General features: G+C 62.7%; 14 protein-coding genes. 8 read left to right on the top strand and 6 right to left on the bottom strand.

Features of this window, described 5'->3' with window-relative positions; all coding sequences use genetic code 11:
• Positions 1-11: 11 nt before the first annotated feature.
• Positions 12-467, top strand: a complete 456-nt coding sequence (locus ACMQ11_RS09260) for an ATPase (protein WP_418992483.1) — start codon at positions 12-14, stop codon at positions 465-467.
• A 100-nt stretch (positions 468-567) separates the two neighbouring features.
• Here the strand turns inward: ACMQ11_RS09260 and rnr are convergent, their stop codons facing one another.
• From rnr to ACMQ11_RS09235, 5 genes are all read right to left on the bottom strand, one after another.
• Entirely contained in the window at positions 568-2,811 is a 2,244-nt protein-coding gene (gene rnr, locus ACMQ11_RS09255) for a ribonuclease R (RefSeq protein WP_418992482.1), read from the bottom strand.
• Entirely contained in the window at positions 2,808-3,917 is a 1,110-nt protein-coding gene (locus tag ACMQ11_RS09250) for a M20 family metallopeptidase (RefSeq protein WP_418992481.1), read from the bottom strand. The genes rnr and ACMQ11_RS09250 overlap by 4 nt, the downstream gene beginning before the upstream one ends.
• Before the next feature lie 457 nt (positions 3,918-4,374).
• Entirely contained in the window at positions 4,375-5,340 is a 966-nt protein-coding gene (gene metF, locus ACMQ11_RS09245; protein ID WP_418992480.1) for a methylenetetrahydrofolate reductase [NAD(P)H], read from the bottom strand.
• Positions 5,337-8,951, bottom strand: coding sequence for a methionine synthase (metH, locus tag ACMQ11_RS09240; protein ID WP_418992479.1), 3,615 nt, complete (start codon positions 8,949-8,951; stop codon positions 5,337-5,339). Before metH ends, metF begins: the two co-directional genes overlap by 4 nt.
• Positions 8,952-9,746, bottom strand: a complete 795-nt coding sequence (locus ACMQ11_RS09235) for a glutaminyl-peptide cyclotransferase (RefSeq protein ID WP_418992478.1) — start codon at positions 9,744-9,746, stop codon at positions 8,952-8,954.
• 130 nt (positions 9,747-9,876) lie between these two features.
• On the opposite strand from ACMQ11_RS09235, the gene ACMQ11_RS09230 reads away from it, so the two are divergent.
• From ACMQ11_RS09230 to ACMQ11_RS09215, 4 genes are all read left to right on the top strand, one after another.
• A complete protein-coding gene (locus ACMQ11_RS09230; protein WP_418992477.1) occupies positions 9,877-11,202 on the top strand; it encodes a trigger factor in 1,326 nt (441 codons plus the stop codon).
• Between the two features lie 150 nt (positions 11,203-11,352).
• Entirely contained in the window at positions 11,353-12,021 is a 669-nt protein-coding gene (gene clpP, locus ACMQ11_RS09225; RefSeq protein ID WP_418992476.1) for an ATP-dependent Clp endopeptidase proteolytic subunit ClpP, read from the top strand.
• Entirely contained in the window at positions 12,021-13,289 is a 1,269-nt protein-coding gene (clpX, locus tag ACMQ11_RS09220; RefSeq protein WP_418992475.1) for an ATP-dependent Clp protease ATP-binding subunit ClpX, read from the top strand. The genes clpP and clpX overlap by 1 nt, the downstream gene beginning before the upstream one ends.
• A 129-nt stretch (positions 13,290-13,418) precedes the next feature.
• On the top strand, positions 13,419-15,449 hold the full coding sequence (locus tag ACMQ11_RS09215; RefSeq protein ID WP_418992474.1) for a transketolase family protein: 2,031 nt from the start codon (positions 13,419-13,421) through the stop codon (positions 15,447-15,449).
• Positions 15,450-15,601: 152 nt separating this feature from the next.
• Here the strand turns inward: ACMQ11_RS09215 and ACMQ11_RS09210 are convergent, their stop codons facing one another.
• Positions 15,602-16,087 carry a hypothetical protein gene (locus ACMQ11_RS09210; protein ID WP_418992473.1) on the bottom strand — a complete coding sequence of 162 codons (486 nt, stop codon included), beginning with the start codon at positions 16,085-16,087 and terminating at the stop codon, positions 15,602-15,604.
• Positions 16,088-16,472: 385 nt separating this feature from the next.
• On the opposite strand from ACMQ11_RS09210, the gene metK reads away from it, so the two are divergent.
• From metK to ACMQ11_RS09195, 3 genes are all read left to right on the top strand, one after another.
• Positions 16,473-17,777, top strand: a complete 1,305-nt coding sequence (gene metK, locus ACMQ11_RS09205; protein ID WP_418992472.1) for a methionine adenosyltransferase — start codon at positions 16,473-16,475, stop codon at positions 17,775-17,777.
• Positions 17,778-17,940: 163 nt separating this feature from the next.
• Positions 17,941-19,422: a Do family serine endopeptidase gene (locus tag ACMQ11_RS09200; protein WP_418992471.1), complete on the top strand. Its 1,482-nt coding sequence runs from the start codon at positions 17,941-17,943 to the stop codon at positions 19,420-19,422.
• A 121-nt stretch (positions 19,423-19,543) separates the two neighbouring features.
• Entirely contained in the window at positions 19,544-20,404 is an 861-nt protein-coding gene (locus tag ACMQ11_RS09195; protein WP_010266169.1) for a sigma-70 family RNA polymerase sigma factor, read from the top strand.
• Positions 20,405-20,446 lie beyond the last annotated feature (42 nt).

The raw sequence follows: 20,446 nt of genomic DNA, 5'->3' as shown, positions 1-20,446 counted from the left end.
CAAGAAAAACTATGGAAACAACAACTGCAATTATCCTGGGCTACATCGGCGTAGCGCTGATGGTGGGCCTCTCGGGCGTAGCGAGCTGTATCGGCACCTCGATCGCGGGTCAGGCGTCCGTGGGCGCCATGAAGAAGAACGGCGCCGCTTTCGGCAGCTACATGATCCTCTCGGCCATCCCCGGTTCGCAGGGTCTCTACGGCTTCGTGGGCTATTTCATCATCCGTGGCTTCCTGACCGATTCGATGACCATGCTCCAGGGCGCCGCCATCTTCGGTGCGGGTCTGCTGACGGGTCTGGTCTGCCTGGCTTCGTCCTACTACCAGGCCCGCGTCTGCGCCAACGGTATCGCCGCCATCGGCAACGGCCACGACGTGATGGGTAAGACGCTGATCCTCGCGGCTTTCCCCGAGTTGTACGCCATCCTCACGGTGGCCGCCGTCTTCCTGATCTCCGGCGCGATCTGATCGGCTTTCGACCGCCGTACGAAAGAGCGCATCCCCGCTGCGGGGATGCGCTCTTTGTTTTGTGGAGGGGGCAATCGCCTCCCCGGCCAGGCCTGAACCGTTACCGCCCGTTGCGGCGCGTCGAGCGACTTACGCGGGGACCTTTGCGACCCGACTCGGTGTCGGCGGAGCGGCGGGTGGGGCGACCGGGCAGCAGCAGTTCGAAATCGAGCTGCCGCTTTTGCAGGTCGGCGCGCTTGACGCGGATGCGTGCGGGCGATCCCAGCGTCATGCGTATGCCCGTAGATCGCCCGACGATCTCGTAGGTCGCCTCCTCGAACTGGAAGAAATCGCCCTCGATGTCCCGCAGGAACGACATGCCCTCGATGTGGGTCTCGTCCAGCTCGACGTAGACGCCCCACTCGGTGAGCCCCGAGATGTGGCCGTCGAACTCTTCGTCCAGGTGCTCTTTCATGAACTCGACCATCTTGTATTTGATCGACGCGCGTTCGGCCTCGGCTGCCACGATTTCGCGCTCCGATGCGCGGACGCAGAGTCCCTCCAAGAGCTCCTTGTCGGCCGACTTGCCCCCGTCGAGGTAGCGGGCCAGCAAGCGGTGGACCATCATGTCGGGGTAGCGGCGGATCGGCGAGGTGAAATGGGTGTAGGAGGAGAATGCCAGGCCGTAGTGACCGATGTTGTCGGTGGTGTAGTAGGCTTTGGCCATCGAGCGCACGGCCATCGTCGAGACGGCGTTCTCCTCGGTCGAGCCCTTGATCTGCGCGAAGAGCTTGTTCAGCTCCTTGGCCACGGCGCGGCCCTTGGTGGCCTTGAAGATGTGGCCGAAGCGCAGGATGAACTGGCGGAAGCGGTCGAGCTTCTCCTCGCTGGGCTGGTCGTGGACGCGGTAGACCATCGTCCGTTCGACCCTGCGCCCCTTGTCCGTCGTTCGGTGTCCGCAAAACTCCGCCACGCGGCGGTTGGCCAGCAGCATGAACTCCTCGATCATCTGGTTCGACTCCTTCTGCTCCTTGAAATAGACACCCAGGGGTTTGCCGTTCTCGTCGAGCCGGAAGCGCACCTCCTCCCTGTCGAACGAGATGGCGCCGTTCTTGAAGCGCTGGCGGCGCAGTTCCTGCGCCAGGCGGTTGAGCGTCAATACCTCCTCGGCGTAGTCGCCGCGGCCCGTCTCGATGATCTCCTGCGCCTCGGCGTAGGTGAAGCGGCGGTCGGAGTGGATGACCGTACGGCCGAACCACTCGTCGAGGATGTCCAGGTTTTCGTTGAGGGTGAAGACCGCCGAGAAGCAGAGGCTCGTCTCGTGGGGCCGGAGCGAGCACAGTTCGTTCGAGAGCCGCTCGGGCAGCATCGGCACGGTGCGGTCGACCAGGTAGACCGAGGTGCCGCGCTCGACGGCCTCGTCGTCGATGGTCGAGTGGGGATGGACGTAGTGCGTTACGTCGGCGATGTGCACGCCGATCTCCCACACCCCGTCGCGGATGCGGCGCACCGAGAGCGCGTCGTCGAAATCCTTGGCGTCGGCCGGGTCCACGGTGAATGTCACCACGTTCCGGAAATCGCGGCGCGCAGCGATCTCGCGGGCCGTCACGCGGCCGTCTATGGCTGCCGCGGCCTCCTCGACTGCGGGGTCGAAGCGGTAGGGCAATTCGTATTCGGCAAGGATCGAGTGCATCTCGGTGTCGTTGTTACCGGCCATGCCCAACCGCTCGACCAACTCGCCCACGGGGCTCTTGCTGCCCGGCAGCCAGTCGGCGATGCGGACCACGACCTTTTCGCCGTCGCGGATGTCGGGGTAGGTGCGTTTCGAAAGATAGATGTCCAGGGGCATCTTGCGCGAATCGGCACGTACGAAGATCTGGTGCACGCCCACCTCGGCCACGCCCACATAGGGCTTGCGGCTGCGCTCGACGATGCGCGTGATCTGGCCCTCGAACTGGCCGTTGCGGTCGCGGCGCATCACCGCCACCTCCACGCGGTCGCCGTTCAGGGCGTTCGCGGTGTTGCGCTGGTTGACGTAGATGTCGCTCTCCTCTCCCTCTACTTTCACGTAGATCGCGCCGCTCGGTGTCATGTCGGCCACGCCCTCGTAGTGGGGCAGGTGGGTATCCCGGAGGCGGTACCGCTCGCGCGAGCACTCCTCGATGATGCCCTCTTGGAACAACCGGTCGAGAATCTCGAGCGTCTGGCGGCGATCCTCTTTCGAGGCGCCCCCCGAGGCGGAGGCGAGGTGTTTGAGCGAGAACTTATTGTTCGGAAATTCGCGGAACATGCCGAGGATCACCGCGGCGCGGTCCGTTTGTCTCGGTCCGGACCCGGACCGTTGTTTTTCTTGATGTTTCTTCATTTTTCCAAAATTTGCAGGGCAAGGCTCCGCATGAAGCCGATGCCGGTGTCGATGGCCCCCTCGTCGGGTGAGAATGTCGCCGTGTGGGGCCGTCCGGCGGCAGCGCCAACCCCCAGCCGGTAAAACAGCGCGGGGTAGCGCGAACAGTAGAATCCGAAATCTTCGGCCGTGGTCCTGAGGGGCAGCATCTCGACCGCCAGGCCGTTTTTGCGTGCCAGAGCCGCGGCCTCCTTGACCAGAATTTCGTCGTTCACCACGCACGGATAGCCGTGCGAGATTACGACCTCGGTGCCGACGCCGTGGCGGGCGTCGATGTCGGAGGCGATGTTGCGGATGCGCTGGTGGATGATGCCGCGCTGCTGCTCGTCGAACGTGCGCAGCGTGCCCTCCATCCGCACCTTGTCCGGGATGATGTTCGTGGCTCCGGCAGCCTCCACGTGGCCTATCGAGAGCACGCACTCCTCGGTGTTGAGCCCAACCAGGCGCGTCACCAGCTCCGCACCCGCCGCCACGGGGTCCTTGAGTTGGCGGCGCATGGCGCCGTGGCCGCCTGTGCCGCGGACCTCGATACGCAGTTCGTCGCTTGCAGCCATGTATTTGCCCGCGCGCAATCCGATCGTCCCGACCTCCAGCTGCGGTTCGACGTGCTCGCCCACGACGGCGCGGATGTCGAACTGCGCAAACGGCTCTTCGGCCAGCACGAGCGACGCCCCGCCGGGGTTGCACTCCTCGCCCGGCTGGAAGAGCCCGAAGACCGTTCCCCGGAAATCGGGCGCTGCGGCCAGCTGTTGCAACACGCCGTAGAGCACTGCGGCGTGCACGTCGTGGCCGCAGGCGTGCATCACGCCCGCGTTCCGCGACCGCCACGCCGCCTCGGTCTGCTCGGCGATGGGCAGGGCGTCGATGTCGGCGCGCAGCACCACGGCGCGGGTGTCTTCGACGTTCTTGCGCCCCCGGATCGCGGCCAGAATGCCCGTCGAGGCAATCGGGCGGTACTCGATTCCCAGCTCGTCGAGCCTCGCGGCGATAAAGGCCGCCGTCTCGTGCTCCCGGAACGAAAGCTCGGGATACGTATGCAGATGGCGGCGGAATTCTACCGGCGTCATATGTTCCAATTCATAATTCACAATTCACAATTCAAAATTTATCGTCCATCCCGATCCGATCAGCCGTCCTCGATTCCAAAACCTGGTCGTGGGACGCCAAGCACAATACAGTTCCCGATCCCCTCGCTTTGTCGAGCGGTCTCGATCCGATCAGCCCCTGCCCTCCTGTTCTCGATCCCCGAGTGCAGTCGAGGGGGCGCGAAACAGTTGTCATTCCGAACGAATGTGAGGAATCTTCCGAATAATTCTGTGGAAGATACCGTCGCTTGACTTGCGACCCCTCGACCATGCTCGGGGATCGAGGTTCTTCACCCCTAACCCGCCTTTGGGACTGGACTTTGCTTTCTGCATAGCCGCGGCCTCGCTTAATCGCAAAGTTCTCGCTCGGCAAAACCCGCAAGCGGTCTTTGCCCTCGCTTACCTGCAAAGTTCACCTTTCACCTTTCACTTTTCACCTTTAAAACACCGTCCGGGCGATCTCGATGATGTTCTCCGCCTTGCCCATGGGGTAGTAGTGCAGCACGGGAACCCCCGCGGCGATCAACTCGCGGCTCTGCGCGATGGCCCACTCGGTGCCGATCTGCCTGACGGCGGCCTTGTCGTCGCGGTGGGCCTCGACCTCGCGCGCCAGCTCCTCGGGGATGCGGCACCCGAACGTGCGCGGCAGCAGTTCGAGGTGGCGGACCGTCGAGAGAGGTTTGATCCCCGGGATGATCGGCACCCCGATCCCCGCCGCCCGGCAGCGGGTCACGAAGTCGAAGAAGCGGCTGTTGTCGTAGAAGAGCTGCGTGACGATGTAGTCGGCTCCGGCGTCGATCTTGGCCTTGAGGTGGCGGATATCCTCCTCGGGCGATGCAGCCTCTTCGTGCGTCTCGGGGTAGCCGGCTACGCCGATTGAGAAGCGCGAGTGGTGGCACTCCTCGACCTCGCCGTCCACGAATTCCCCGCGGTTCATCCCCGCGATCTGCCGCACGAGGTCCGTTGCGTGCGCATGGCCCTGCGGGTGGGGCATGAAGCGTCGTTCGTTCTGCGACTTGTCGCCGCGGAGCGCCAGCACGTTGTGCAGCCCCAGAAAGTCCATGTCGATCAGCGCGTCCTCGATGTCGTATTTCGAAAGCCCGCCGCAAATGAGGTGAGGCACGGTCTCCACGCCGTATTTCTTCTGAATGGCGGCCGAGATACCCACCGTGCCGGGGCGGCGGCGCACGACGTGCCACTCGGTCGAGCCGTCCGCGCGCACGGTCTGCTTGATTCCCTCGCGGTGGAACGTCACGTTGATGTAGGCCGGGTCGAATGCCATCAGCGGGTCGATGGCCGCCGAGATACCCTCCATGCCGTCGCCCTTGAGGGGCGGCAGCAGTTCGAACGCGAAGCGGGTCTTGCGCTGCGCCAGGGCGCTGTGGATGATGTCTACGATGTTCATAGGTTATTGGGGATGATCTTTTCGACCTCCTCCTCCGTCATGCCGCGGCGGCGGGCGTAATCGGTCAGCTGCTCGCGGTCGATGCGTCCCACGGCGAAATAGTCGGCGTCGGCGAACATCAATCCGCAGAGCGACTCCCCGGGGTCGATCATGTAGCTGTCCGTCAGACGCAGGGCCGTGGTCCGCTCGGCGGAGAGCAGCTCCAGCACCTCGCGCTTGAGCGAGTGGTCGGGCGAGGCGGGGTAGCCGAAAGCCATCCGGCGGCCGCGGTATTCGCCCCGGACGATCTGCCGGGGCGCGGGCATGTCGCCCGTCTCGTAGCCCCACATCTGCCGCCTCACGAACGTGTGTACCGCCTCGGCGAATGCCTCGGTCAGCCGGTCGGCGAGCAGCTTGGCCAGAATGGCCGAGTAGTCGTCGCCCGCTGCGCGGAATTTTTCGGTCAGTTCTTTCAGTCCGATACCCGCCGTGAGGACGAAGCAGCCGATCCAGTCGCCGGCGGGTGCGAGAAAGTCGGCCAGCGACAGGTGCTTCTCACCGCGCGTCTGGTTGCGGAGCATCGGCAGCCGCACGGCGCGCCCCTTGGGGTCGGTCACTACGATGTCGTCGCCCTCGGAGCGGGCCGGGAAGATACCGACAACCCCTTGCAGGGTCAGAAGCCGCTCCTCGCGGATGCGGGCCAGGAGAGCCTGGGCGTCTTCGAAGAGCTTGCGCGCCTCGGGGCCTTTTTCGGGGTGGTCGAGCAACTCCGGATAGTGCCCCTTGAGCCCCCAGGCCGGGAAAAAGAAATTCCAGTCGATGTAGGGTTCGGCGTCCGCCACGTCGAAATCGGGAAAGACCATCCGACCCGGATGGAGCGGCCGAACCGCAGTGTGTGCGCACACACCGCCCTTTTCGGCGCGGGCAGTGGCGAGGGGCACGAGCGAGCGTGCGCTTTCCGCACGGCGGTACTGGCGGCGCAGCGTCTCCTGGTCGGAGCGCACCTTGTCGGCGTAGAGGTCGCGGTCGGGGCCCAGCAGGTGCCCTAACAACTGGCTGTTGCGGCTGGCGTCGGGCGAGCGTACCACCGTACCGTGGTAGACCGGGGCGATCTTGAGGGCCGTGTGCAGGTCGGAGGTGGTGGCGCCTCCGACGAGGACCGGGATGCGCAGCCCGCGCCGCTCCAGCTCCTCGCAGACGCGCGTCATCTCGTCGAGCGAGGGGGTAATCAGGCCGCTCAGGCAGATGCAATCGGCGCCCCAGGCCACGGCTTCGTCGACGATGCGCTGCGTTTCGACCATGACGCCCAAGTCCCGGATCTCGTAGCCGTTGCAGGCCATGACCACCGAGACGATGTTCTTGCCGATGTCGTGCACGTCGCCCTTGACCGTTGCTACGAGGACTTTTCCGGCAGTGTGTGCGCACACACCGTCGTTTTTGGCGATGTAGGGCGTAAGCGCGGCGACCGCCCGCTTCATCACGCGGGCGCTCTTCACGACCTGCGGCAGGAACATTTTGCCCTCGCCGAAGAGTGTGCCGATCTCCTCCATGACGGGCATCAGGCAGGTGTCGATCACGGCCATCGGCGTGCCCAGCTCGCGGTAGGCTTCGAGCGTGTCCTGTTCGATGTGGTCCGCCACGCCTTTCATCAGGGCGTAGCGGATGCGTTCGGCGAGCGGTCCCGACCGCCAGGCGTCGGGGGTTGTCTGCCGAGGCTCTGTCGTCCCCTGCACCGTCTGGGCGTACTCGGCGAGCCGCTCCGAGGCGTCGGGGCGGCGGCAGAGCAGGACGTCCTCGACCCGCTGGAGCAGTTCGGGCTCGATGTCGCTGTACACGCGCAGCAGCTGGGGGTTGACAATGCCCATGTCCATGCCCGCGCGGATGGCGTGGTAGAGGAATGCCGAGTGCATGGCCTCGCGCACGGTGTTGTTGCCGCGGAATGCGAACGAGAGGTTCGATACGCCGCCCGAGACCTTGGCGTGGGGCAGGTGCTCCTTGATCCACCGCACGGCGTCGATAAAGGCCTTGGCGTAGCCGTCGTGCTCGGGAATCCCGGTAGCGACGGCCAGCACGTTGGGGTCGAAGATGATGTCCTGCGCCGGGAATCCGTCGTCGGTCAAAAGGCGGTAGGCGCGTTCGGCTACCTCGGTCTTGCGCTCGTACGTGTCGGCCTGCCCCCGCTCGTCGAAGAGCATCACCACGGCGGCGGCGCCGTAGCGGTGAATTTCGCGCGCACGGCGCAGGAACTCCGCTTCGCCCTCCTTGAGCGAGATGGAGTTGACCACGGCTTTCCCCTGCGTCGCCTCCAGCCCCGCAGTGAGCACCTCCCACTGCGAGGAGTCGATCATCACGGGCACGCGGGCGATTTCGGGCTCGGCGGCCACGAGGTTGAGGAACGTGCGCATGGCTTCCGCTCCGTCGATCAGCCCGTCGTCCATGCAGACGTCGATGAGCTGCGCCCCGGCGTCGACCTGTGCGCGGGCCACCGAGAGAGCCTCCTCGTAGTTGTGCTCGCGGATGAGCCGTGCGAAGCGGGCCGAGCCGGCCACGTTGGTGCGCTCGCCGATGTTGATGAAATTGGCTTCGGGGGTGATGCGGAGCGGTTCCAATCCGCTCAGAACAGTCTCCGTAGCCGCTTCGGGCAGCGGACGGGGGGCGTAGCGTCCGACGATCTGCTGCAAGGCGTAGATGTGCTCGGGAGTGGTGCCGCAGCAGCCGCCGACGATGTTGACCAGCCCCCGCCGCATGTACTCCCCGACGTCCTCGGCGAACATTTCGGGCGTCTCGTCGTAGCCGCCCATCACGTTCGGCAGCCCCGCATTGGGGTGGGCCGAGATGCGGGTCGCGGCCACGGCGGCGAGCCGTTCCAGATAGGGGAGCAGCTGCCGGGCCCCGTAGGCGCAGTTGAGGCCCACCGAGAGGAGCCGGGCGTGCGACAGGGAGGTCCAGAACGCCTCGACGGTCTGGCCCGAGAGGGTGCGGCCGCTCGCGTCGGCCAGCGTGCCGGAGACCATGACGGGGATTTCGCGTCCTGTCTCTTCGCCCAGGAGGTCGATGGCGAAGAGTGCAGCCTTGGCGTTGAGCGTGTCGAAAACGGTCTCGACCAGCAGCAGGTCCGCGCCGCCGTTCAAGAGGCCCCGGGCCTGCTGGGTGTAGGCTTCGACCAGCTGCCGGAACGTCACCTCGCGCGCGGCGGGGTTGGATACGTCGGCCGACAGGGAGGCCGTGCGGTTGGTGGGGCCCATCGATCCGGCCACGAAGCGCGGCTTCTGCGGGTTGCGGGCCGTGAAAGCATCGGCAGCCGCGCGTGCCACGGCGGCTGCGGCGCGGGAGATTTCATAGGCGTACTCCTCCAGGGCATAGTCGGCCAGCGAGACGGCGTTGGTGTTGAACGAGTCGGTAGAGATGATGTCTGCTCCCGCAGCGAGGTACTTTTCGTGAATTTCGCGCACCACGGCGGGGCGTGTCAGCGCCAGCAGGTCGTTGCACCCCCGAAGCCGCGGCTCCACGTCGCGGAACCGCTCGCCGCGGTACTCTTCCTCCGAGAGGCCGTATTGCTGGACCATCGTGCCGAAGCCGCCGTCCAAAAGGAGGATGCGCTCTTCGATGAGGTCGTATATCGTCTTGGTCATTTACTTGCGGATGATTTCGATTTCGTAGAGCTTGGGCCAGTTCTTGCCCGTGAGGAAGATGCGCTTCGCGTCGGCGTCGTAGGCGATGCCGTTCAGCACGTCGGTCGTTTCGGTCGCCTCCTGGTCGGGCAGCAGTCCCGTAAGGTCGACCACGCCCTCCACCCTGCCCGTCGCGGGGTCGAGGATGACCACCTGGTCGGTGGTGTAGACGTTGGCCCAGATTTTCCCCTCGATCCACTCCAGTTCGTTCAGGTAGTTCACGGGCCGCCCCTCGAAGGTCACCGTCGTGGTCTTCTCGCGGCGGAACGAGGCCGGGTCCACCGTGTAGATGTTGGCCGTGCCGTCCGACATGTAGAGCTTCCGCCCGTCGGTCGTAAGCCCCCAGCCCTCGCCCGGATAGCGGTGCTCGCGGAGTTTTCGGCCCGTGGCGGCGTCCCAGACGTGCGCCGTGTTGGATTGCCACGTGAGCTGGAACACCTCGCCGCCCAGGAGCGCGATGCCTTCGCCGAACTCCGAGCGCGGCAGACGCGCCACCACGCGGCTGCGGCCCGTTTCGAGGTCGGTGGTCCGCAGGACCGACTCGCCGTGCTGGCCCGTGCCCTCCCACAGGAGGCCGTCGGCGTAGAACAATCCCTGGGTGTAGGCCGTCCTCGAATGGGGATAGACCGCCCGGATGCGGTAGGTGTATTCGGCGGGTGCGGGCTGCGGCTCGGCGGCGGGCCGTTTGGCGCGGGCCGGACCGCCGCAGGCAGTGAGAAAAAGGGCGGCGGAAAGGAGGTATGCGGAGGCTTTCATCGTTCGTGTAAAATAACGTACAAAGGTACTAATTATATAAGAATATCTTGCGCCTCCCGGATAAATTTCATACCTTTGCCATCCGATTCCGAGGACAAAACAGCAGAATAACAAATACAACTCATTCAGTATGAAGATCGTAAGAGAACAACGCGAACAGAACGTCTCGCTCGTACGGGTAACCGTCGGCGAGGAGGATTACGGACAGGAGGTCGAGAAATCCCTGCGCGAATACCGCCGCAAGGCCAACATACCCGGTTTCCGTCCCGGCATGGTGCCGATGGGGCTGGTCCGCAAGATGTACGGCAAGGGCGTCCTGGCCGAACAGGCGTACCGCACGGCGTCGAACGCCGTGTTCGAATACCTCCAGAAGGAGGGCATCGACTACCTGGGCGACGTGATCCCCTCCGAGGAGCAGGGCGAGTTCGATTTCGAGAACGGCACCGAGTTCGAGTTCGTCTTCGAGATCGGCGAGGCGCCCCGGATCGAACTGGAGTTGTCGGACAAAGACGAGCTCACGTACCACCGCATCGTCGTGGACAAGAAGATGCACGACGATTACCGCTCGAATTTCCTGCGCCGCTTCGGCCGTCTGGTCGACGCCGGGGAGGTGACCTCGGACGAGGCCCTCTCGGTGACGCTCGACAACGGGGAGATGAACGTCGCGGACGCCTACGTGGGGCTGATCTCCCTCTCGGAGGAGGAGCGCAAACCTTTCATCGGACAGAAAGTGGGTTACAAGACCACGGTCAACGTCAACGACCTCTACAAGACCCCCTCGCAGCGCGCCGCCGTGTTGCAGGTCAAGGAGGAGGAGCTGGCGTCGATCAACCCCGAATTTACGCTCGAAATCACCAAGATCCGCAAGTTCGCCGAGCCGGAGTTGAACGAGGAGTTCTTCAAGATGGCATTCCCCGCCGGCAATGTGACGGATGAGGCCGGGCTGGACCGCTTCATCGACGAGGAGATTTCGCGGGAGCTGTCGCGCGAGAGCGACTACCTCTTCACGCTGCAGCTGCGCGACTACCTGATCCGCAAGGCTGCGCTTCCTATGCCCGAGGCATTCCTCAAGCGCTGGCTCTACACCATCAACGAGGGCAAGTTCCCGATGGAGGACATCGAGCGCGATTTCGACCAGTTCCTGAAGATGTTCACCTGGAACTACCTCCAGAAGCATTTTATCAAGGAAGAGAATCTCACCGTATCGAAAGAGGAGGCCGCCGAAGAGGCCAAGGCGCTCGCTGCCGCCCAGTTCGCCCAGTACGGCATGCCGTCGGCTCCCGAGGAGATGCTCGCGGGCTACGCCGAGAAGATTCTCGCGGACAAGGAGCAGGCGCAGAAAATCTACGAAAAGCTCTTCGAGACGAAAGTGGTCGAGGCCGTTCGGGCCAAGGTCAAAGTATCGGAAAAAGCCGTTTCCGCGGACGATTTCGCCAAATTGGCCAAAGAGCTTTAGGATTTGCTGAAAAAAGCCTATCTTTGGACTTTGCAGGCTTGATGTTTGCAAAGTCCTTTTTCGTGCTTTCCGAAGCACTTTCCCGGACGACGGGTGGCCGCCGGGCTGCGGCGACCGGGACGGATAATTGAGAAAATAAACAAGACAACCATGTCGGAATTCGAAAAATACGCGCGCGGACATTGCGGGATCAGTTCTTTGAAACTCCATGATTTCCAGTCGGTCAGCGCATCCTACGTGTCGCCCACGATCATCGAGGAGCGGCAGTTGAACATCGCCACGATGGACGTTTTCTCGCGCCTGATGATGGACCGCATCATCTTCCTGGGCGCTCCCATTTACGACGATGCGGCCAACATCATCCAGGCCCAGCTTCTTTTCCTGGAGTCGGTAGACCCCGAAAAAGATATTCAGATCTATATCAACTCGCCCGGCGGTTCGGTCTCGGCCGGACTGGGTATCTACGACACCATGCAGCTGGTCTCGTCCGACGTGGCGACGATCTGCACGGGGCTTGCGGCCTCGATGGGGGCCGTGCTGCTGACGGCCGGAGCCGCGGGCAAACGCTCGGCGCTGCCCCATTCGCGGGTAATGATCCATCAGCCGTTAGGCGGCGCGCAGGGTCCGGCCTCGGACATCGAGATCACGGCGCGCGAGATTCAGAAGACCAAGCGCGAGTTGTACGAAATCCTGTCCAACCATTCGGGCGTTCCGATCAGGAAGATCGAGAAAGACGCCGACCGCGACTATTGGCTCACGGCCTGCGAGGCGCGGGAATACGGTCTGATCGACGAGGTGCTCTCAAAACGCGAAAAGTAATGGCGCAGAACAGAAACCACAAGGATATGAACGGCGGCGACTGCTGCTCGTTCTGCGGCGCCAAGCGCATCGACGTGGAACTGATGTTCCAGGGAGCGGACGGCGCCAACATCTGCAACAAGTGCATCGAGAACGGCTACAAGATCATCGTCGAAAACGATGTGGCCACCGAGCGCCGCCGCCCGGCGGCTCCGCCCCTGAAAAAGGAGGAACTGCTCAAACCGGCCCAGATCAAGGAGTTCCTCGACCAGTGGGTCATCGGGCAGGACGATGCCAAGCGCTACATGTCCGTAGCCGTCTACAACCACTACAAGCGCTTGCTGTACGCCCCCGGCGACGAGGAGGTCGAGATCGACAAGTCGAACATCGTGATGGTGGGACCCACCGGAACGGGCAAGACGCTCATGGCCCGGACCATCGCCAAACTGCTCAAGGTGCCTTTTACCATCGTCGACGCCACGGTGCTCACCGAGGCGGGCTACGTGGGCGAGGATGTGGAGAGCATTCTCTCGCGGCTGTTGCAGGTGGCCGACTACAACGTCGAGCAGGCCGAGCGCGGCATCGTCTTCATCGACGAGATCGACAAGATCGCCCGCAAGGGCGACAACCCCTCCATCACGCGCGACGTCTCGGGCGAGGGGGTGCAGCAGGCGCTGCTGAAGATTCTCGAAGGCACGGTGGTCAACGTGCCGCCCCAAGGCGGGCGCAAGCACCCCGACCAGAAATTCATCCAGGTCAACACGCGCAACATTCTCTTCATCTGCGGCGGCGCGTTCGACGGCATCGAGAAGAAGATCGCCCAACGGCTCAATACCCGCGCCCTGGGCTACGGCCGGCTCAACACGGCGGGCGTAGACCGCAACAACCTGATGCAGTACGTCTCGCCGCAGGACCTCAAATCGTTCGGACTGATTCCCGAGTTGGTGGGCCGTCTTCCGGTGCTGACCTATATGCAGCCCCTGGGACGCGAAGCCCTGCGGAAGATTCTGACCGAGCCCCGCAACGCCATCGTCAAGCAGTACAAACGGCTGTTCGAACTGGACGGCGTGACGCTCACGTTCGACGACGCCGTGCTGGATTATATCGTGGACAAGGCCGTGGAGTTCAAGCTCGGTGCGCGGGGCCTCAGGTCGATCTGCGAGGCGATCATGATGGACACCATGTTCGACCTGCCCTCGACCGATACGTGCAAGTACACCGTCTCGCTGCCCTATGCCCGCACGAAGATCGAGAAAGCGAATATTCTCTCCCTGAAACAGGTGGGATAGGAGATTTTTTCTATCTTTGTTCGCGGTTTGCCCTCCCCGGCCCGGACTTTAATGCCGGCCGCCGGCCGCAAGGAACCGGCCGCAGAAAGTGTAACAGCCAGAATAAAACTTAATACCGATCTTAAAAGAATGTCTACGAATTCGAAACTAACGCGTGTGGCCGACAACATCCGCATCCTGTCGGCGGCGATGGTCGAGCGGGCCAAGTCGGGCCATCCCGGCGGCGCCATGGGCGGCGCGGATTTCATCACGGTGCTCTATACCGAGTTTCTGCGCTACGATCCCGACAACATGGCTTCGCCCCTGCGCGACCGTTTCTTCCTCGATCCGGGACACATGTCGCCGATGCTCTACTCGGTGCTGTCGCTGGCCGGACACTATACCACCGACGACTTGAAATCGCTGCGCCAGTGGGGCAGTCCGACCCCCGGACATCCCGAGGTCGACGTCGTGCGCGGCGTGGAGAACACCTCCGGTCCGCTGGGGCAGGGACATGCCATGGCGCTGGGCGCCGCGATCGCCGAACGGTTCATGGCCGCCCGCTTCGGCGAGTGGATGGCCCACAGGACCTACGCCTACATCTCGGACGGCGCCGTCGAGGAGGAGATTTCGCAGGGAGTGGGCCGCATTGCCGGCCACTTGGGGCTGTCGAACCTCATCATGTACTACGACTCGAACAACATCCAGCTTTCGACCAAGGTCGACGAGGTGGACACCGAGAACGTCGCCATGAAATACGAGGCCTGGGGCTGGAACGTGCTCACGGTCGACGGACACAACATCAACGCCCTGCGCGAAGCGCTCGTGGCGGCGATCTCCGAGACCGAGCGCCCGACGCTCATCATCGGCCGCACGACGATGGGCAAGGGGGCCGTGGGACCCGAGGGGGTCAGCTTCGAGGACAAGGTTTCGACCCACGGACAGCCGCTGACGGCCGCCGGAGCCGATTTCGCGGCCACGGTCCGCAACCTGGGCGGGAATGCCGACGATCCGTTCGCGGTGTTCGAAGAGAGCCGCGAGGTCTTCGCCGAGCGGCGTGAGGCGCTCAGGGAGTGGGCTGCCGGGCAGGCCGCCATCGAGAAATCATGGCGCAAGGAGCACAAGGAGCTGGCCCGCAAGTACGATTCGTTCCTCTCGGGCAAGCTTCCCGAGATCGACTACAAGTCCATCGAGATGAAAGCCAACGGGGCCACGCGCGCTGCTTCGGCGACAGTGCTTGGCGTGCTGGCCGAGAAGGTCGAAAACATGATCGTCGCCTCGGCCGACCTTTCGAATTCGGACAAGACCGACGGCTACCTCAAGAAGACCAAGGCGTTCACGAAAGGCGATTTCAGCGGCAAGTTCTTCCAGGCGGGCGTGTCGGAGCTGACGATGGCCTGCGTGATGAACGGCATGGCGCTGCACGGCGGCGTCATCCCCGCGTGCGGCACGTTCTTCGTCTTCTCGGACTACATGAAGCCCGCTGTGCGGCTCTCGGCCCTGATGCGCCTGCACGTGATCTATATCTGGACGCACGACTCGTTCCGCGTGGGCGAGGACGGCCCGACGCACCAGCCCGTGGAGCACGAGGCGCAGATCCGCCTGATGGAGCACCTCCGCAACCATCGGGGCGAACGCTCGATGGTCGTGCTGCGCCCGGCCGACGGCGAGGAGACCGTCCTGGCGTGGAAACTCGCGCTCGAGGAGCAGCGGCCCGTCGCACTGATCCTCTCGCGTCAGAATATCAAGAACCTGCCGACGCTGGGCGGCAGCCGCCGGGGCGAAGCCGCACAGGTTTCGAAAGGCGGATACGTGGTGATGGACGCCGCCAAGCCCGCCGCCGTGCTCATAGCTACCGGCTCCGAGGTATCGACGCTCGTGGAGGGCGCCGAGCAGTTGAACCGCGAGGGTATCGCCGTGCGCGTGGTGAACGTGCCGAGCGAGGGGCTGTTCCGCGACCAGCCCCGCTCCTACCAGCAGAGCGTGCTGCCCGCCGGAATCCCCCGCTACGGCCTCACGTCGGGACTTCCGGTGAACCTGCTGGGACTGGTGGGCGAAAAAGGCACGATCCACGGTCTCGACCATTTCGGCTATTCGGCCCCCTACAAGGTGCTCGACGAGCAGTTCGGCTACAACGGCGCGACCGTCGCGGCAGAGGTGAAGAAAATGCTCAAAAAGTAGTTTCCGATTTTATGCGGATATTTCCGCACATCCCTCGCACGGGGCGAATGGAATGTACGTCATGTACTGCCCATCCGCCCCGTTCTTTACAATGCACGGAACCCGGTTCTCGCGGAGCATCCAGCATTAGGACAAAACCCTGATCCTTGGAATCAGAAAGGATCGCTCGGGTCTTTGGCCTGGTCATCCATATACGGTCGGAGCGTCTCGTCCGGAAATTCATAGCAGTCGGGCTGGAACGCTCGGTAGAGGAAAGGCATCTGGGCCACGTCGTTGCGGAAAGTGAGGTTCATCAGCCTGACGGCGCAATGCAGGAGCCGCGGGGTGCAGTCGTTCGGACACACCTCGGCCATCTGCCAGAGTAAGTGTCGCTGGCTGTTGTCCAGGTCGAAGATTTCGTCGAGCGTGCCATCGCACGTGTATCTGTGGTATAGAGTTTCTATCTGCCTCTTCGATTGTCCCTTATAGCTTTGGATAAGCAGGGCTATGCGGAAATCCAGGGTTTCGTTCCGGGCTTTGAATGCGGTCTCCATCGCCTCGAACTGCCTGCGGCGGTTGTACTGGTCAAGGTGTTCGCGGAGCAGGAAGCCTGCGGTCACGAGCCACAGACAGAGGAGGACAAAGGTGGATTTTTTCATAAAAATGCGCGGGTCCGTTACCTATCAGCAACCAAGGTACGGCAATACCCGAACGCACGATAAAGTAAAAACCCACGCAACCGCGTGAGCATTACATTTATCGTTCCTGCGCTCATAAATTTGCCGTTTTTGGTTGCAGAACAATAACGTAATACTACGTTTAAAAAACTATGTCGAAACAAAGATACTCATTTTTTTGTTACGACATAATTTTGAATTGTGAATATTTCAGCCTAACTTTGCCCTCCCGTTGTGAAAGGCGGGAAAATGTGGAAAGATTTGACTGATTGCAAACCACAATAAAAAATCGCTAAAACAGCTTTTTTTATTCCCAAACAGCCAATTTTTCCCATTTTATACGTTTAACCCAAAAAAACCGTATATCATGGGCTTCTTATTTACATCGGAGTCGGTGTCCGAGGGACACCCCGATAAAGTTTCGGATCAGATTTCCGACGCCATTCTGGACGAATTCCTGCGCCGCGACGCCAACTCGAAAGTCGCGTGCGAAACCCTCTGCACCACGGGCCTGGTGGTCGTGGCGGGCGAGGTGCGCTCGGAGGCGTACGTCGACGTGCAGGGCGTGGCGCGCCGCGTAATCAACCGCATCGGCTACACCAAAAGCGATTACCAGTTCGACTGCAACTCGTGCGGCATTCTCTCGGCCATCCACGAGCAGTCGCAGGACATCAACCGGGGCGTCGTCCGCGAGGCCGAAGAGGAGCAGGGCGCCGGCGATCAGGGGATCATGTTCGGCTATGCCTGCGACGAGACCCGCGAGATGATGCCCGCGACGCTGATCCTCTCGCACGTGATCCTCAAGGAGCTGGCCGTTATCCGCCGCGAGGGGAAGGCGATGCCCTACCTGCGGCCGGATTCCAAGTCGCAGGTGACCGTCGAGTACGACGAACGGACCGGAAAACCGCTGCGCGTCCACACCATCGTGGTCTCGACGCAGCACGACGAGTTCATCGAGGCCGGCGACGGCCTCACGGAGCAGGAGGCCGAGCGGCGGATGCAGGAGCGCATCCGCGAGGACGTGCGCACGATCCTCATCCCCCGCGTCAAGGCCCGCCTGGAGCGTGCCGGCGACCAGTTGGCCCAGCTCATCGGCGACGACTACATCCTGCACGTCAACCCCACGGGCAAGTTCGTGATCGGCGGCCCCCACGGCGACACGGGCCTCACGGGCCGCAAGATCATCGTCGACACCTACGGCGGCCGCGGTGCCCACGGCGGGGGCGCTTTCTCGGGCAAGGACTCCTCGAAAGTGGACCGCTCGGCGGCCTACGCGGCGCGTCACATCGCCAAGAACCTCGTCGCTGCGGGCGTGGCCCGGGAGGTGCTGGTCGAGCTTTCGTACGCCATCGGAATCGCCGAGCCGTTGTCGATCTACGTCGACACCTACCGTTCGCCCCGTCCGGCGGCGCTCGAGGGGATGACCGACGGCGAGATCGCGCGCCGCATCGGCAAGCTTTTCGACCTGCGTCCGGCAGCCATCGTGCGGCGCTTCGGGCTGAAGAACCCCATTTTCGAAGCCACGGCCTCCTACGGCCATTTCGGGAACCGTCCCTATAAAAAGATGGAGAAAGTGTGGGAGAACGGCCGCGAGGTGGAGCGCGAGATCGAGTTCTTCGGCTGGGAGAAGCTCGACGCCGTGGAGTGCATCCGCCGCGAGTTCGGACTCTGAGCCGCAGACCGCATTTAAAAGATCGGGATAACCTCGGGGTTGTCCCGATTTTTGTGTGGTCGGCATACTAACCCGGCGGCCCGAATCGTTTATCCTGCAAACGAAAAACAAGCCTATGAACGAAGTTGCCTAAAGTAATAGAAACCAAACACACACGATTATTATGAAAAAGGCTATTTTATTTTTGGGAGTCATCGCCGTGTCGGCCGCTACGGGCGGTCTGGCGGCCTGGAGCATCGCCTCCGAGGGCGAGAATCCGGTACAGTTCATCGAACGCGAGGTGGAGCGGACGCCCGCCCTGGGGACGCAGTTCACCTCTTACGAAGCGGGGCAATACCCCGATCTGACCTACGCCGCCGAGAATGCGGTCAAAGCCGTGGTCAATATCGAGGCCATCCAGCAGGTCGAGATGCGCCGGCGCGGTTACGATCCGTTTCTCGAGTTCTTCGGCATTCCGCAGGACTACGGCTACCGGGGCGGCGGTGAACCGCAGTTCCGCGAGCAGCGCGCCGGCGGTTCGGGCGTGATTATCTCGGCCGACGGCTATGTGGTGACCAACAACCATGTCGTCGACGGCGCCTCGAAGCTGCGCGTGAAGCTCAACGACGGCCGCACGTTCGACGCCAAACTCGTGGGCAAGGACTCGGCCACGGACCTGGCGCTGCTGAAGATCGACGCCACGGAACTGCCTACGCTGCCGTTCGGTTCGTCCGATGCACTGCGGCTGGGCGAGTGGGTGCTGGCCATCGGATCGCCGTTCGACCTGCAGTCGACCATCACGGCCGGTATCGTGAGCGCCAAGGCGCGCAAGCTGGGAGCCATTCCCAACGATTTCTCGATCGAGTCGTTCATCCAGACCGACGCAGCTGTGAATCCCGGCAACTCGGGCGGTGCGCTCGTGAACACGCACGGCGAACTGGTGGGTATAAACACCCTGATCAAGTCGCAGACCGGAAGCTACATCGGCTATTCGTTCGCCATTCCCGAGTCGATCGTCCGCAAGGTCGTGGTCGACCTCAAGGAGTTCGGCGTGGTGCAGCGGGCGCTGCTGGGCATCCAGTTCCGCCCCGTGGACCAGGATTTCCTCGACGCGGAGGGTAAGGATTTGGGACTCACCGAGATCGGCGGCATGTACGTGGCTGCGGTGGTCGAGGGCGGTGCCGCTTCGGAAGCCGGGGTCCGCAAGGGCGACGTGATTCTTGCCATCGACGGCGTGAAGCTCAACGACGCCGGAACGCTCCAGGAGCAGATTGCACGCCACCGACCGAACGATCGGGTCGAATTATCGGTAAAAAGAGACGGCAAAGTGAAACAAATCGAGGTTACCTTGCGTAATAAAGCAGGTAAGACGGAACTGATAACCAAAGAGGACGTCGATGTGATCGAAGCGCTCGGCGGCAAGTTCGCCGATGCGGGCACCAAACTCCTGCGCCAGCTCGACATTCGGGGCGGCGTGGAGGTGATCGGCATCAAGGCCGACGGCATCCTGGCCCGCGCAGGCGTCAAGCAGGGATTCGTGATTACGCACATCAACGACCGTCCGGTCCGTTCGCTGGCCGACATGCAGCGCATGACCGAAAAGGTCCGTTCGATCGACGGCATCTATCCCAACGGCCGCTCGGCCACCTACGTGCTGGTGGAGTAGCGCGCCGAACCGATACGGAAAGAGGGCCGCGCCCGGCTGAAGCGCCGGGCCGGCCCGATTCCATCGGAAAGGTACGGGCAGGTTCCTCAAATGAAGAAAATTTTGGAGTAAAAGATAGAAAATGCGTCAATTAAAAATTACAAAATCCATCACCAACCGCGAGAGCGCGTCGCTGGACAAGTACTTGCAGGAGATCGGCAAGGAGGAGCTCATCACGGTCGAAGAGGAGGTGGAACTCGCCCAACGAATCAAGAAAGGAGACCAGGAGGCCCTCGAGAAACTGACCAAAGCAAACCTCAGGTTCGTGGTCTCCGTGGCCAAACAATACCAGAATCAGGGACTGAGTCTCCCGGACCTGATCAACGAGGGAAACCTGGGACTTATCAAAGCTGCCGAGAAATTCGACGAAACCCGCGGCTTCAAGTTCATCTCCTACGCCGTGTGGTGGATCCGCCAGTCGATCCTGCAAGCCCTGGCCGAACAGTCGCGCATCGTGCGTCTGCCCCTGAACCAAGTGGGGTCCTTGAACAAGATCAACAAGGCGTTCGCCCGTTTCGAGCAGGAGCACGAGCGCACCCCCTCGCCCGAGGAGCTGGCCACGGAGCTGGAGCTCCCGAAAGAGAAAGTTACGGACACGCTGCGCGTGGCGGGTCGCCACGTCTCGGTGGACGCGCCGTTCGCCGACGGCGAGGACAACTCGCTCCTGGACGTACTGGTCAACCCCGATTCGCCCAACGCCGACCGCGGGCTGATCAACGAGTCGCTCTCCACGGAGGTGGACCGCGCGCTGGAGACCCTCACGGAGCGCGAGCGCGACATCATCAAGTATTTCTTCGGCATCGGCACCTCGGAGATGACCCTCGAGGAGATCGGCGAGAAATTCGACCTCACGCGCGAGCGCGTGCGGCAGATCAAGGAAAAGGCGATCCGCCGCCTGCGCCACTCGTCGCGTTCGAAGTTGCTGAAATCCTATCTGGGATAGCATCCCTTATCGAACGATAAACCCCGGTCTTGCGCTCTGGCG

Origin of the sequence: Alistipes sp., assembly GCF_048465575.1 — a bacterium.
Classification (GTDB): Bacteria; Bacteroidota; Bacteroidia; order Bacteroidales; family Rikenellaceae; genus Alistipes.
This window is presented reverse-complemented; position numbering and strand designations above follow the sequence as displayed.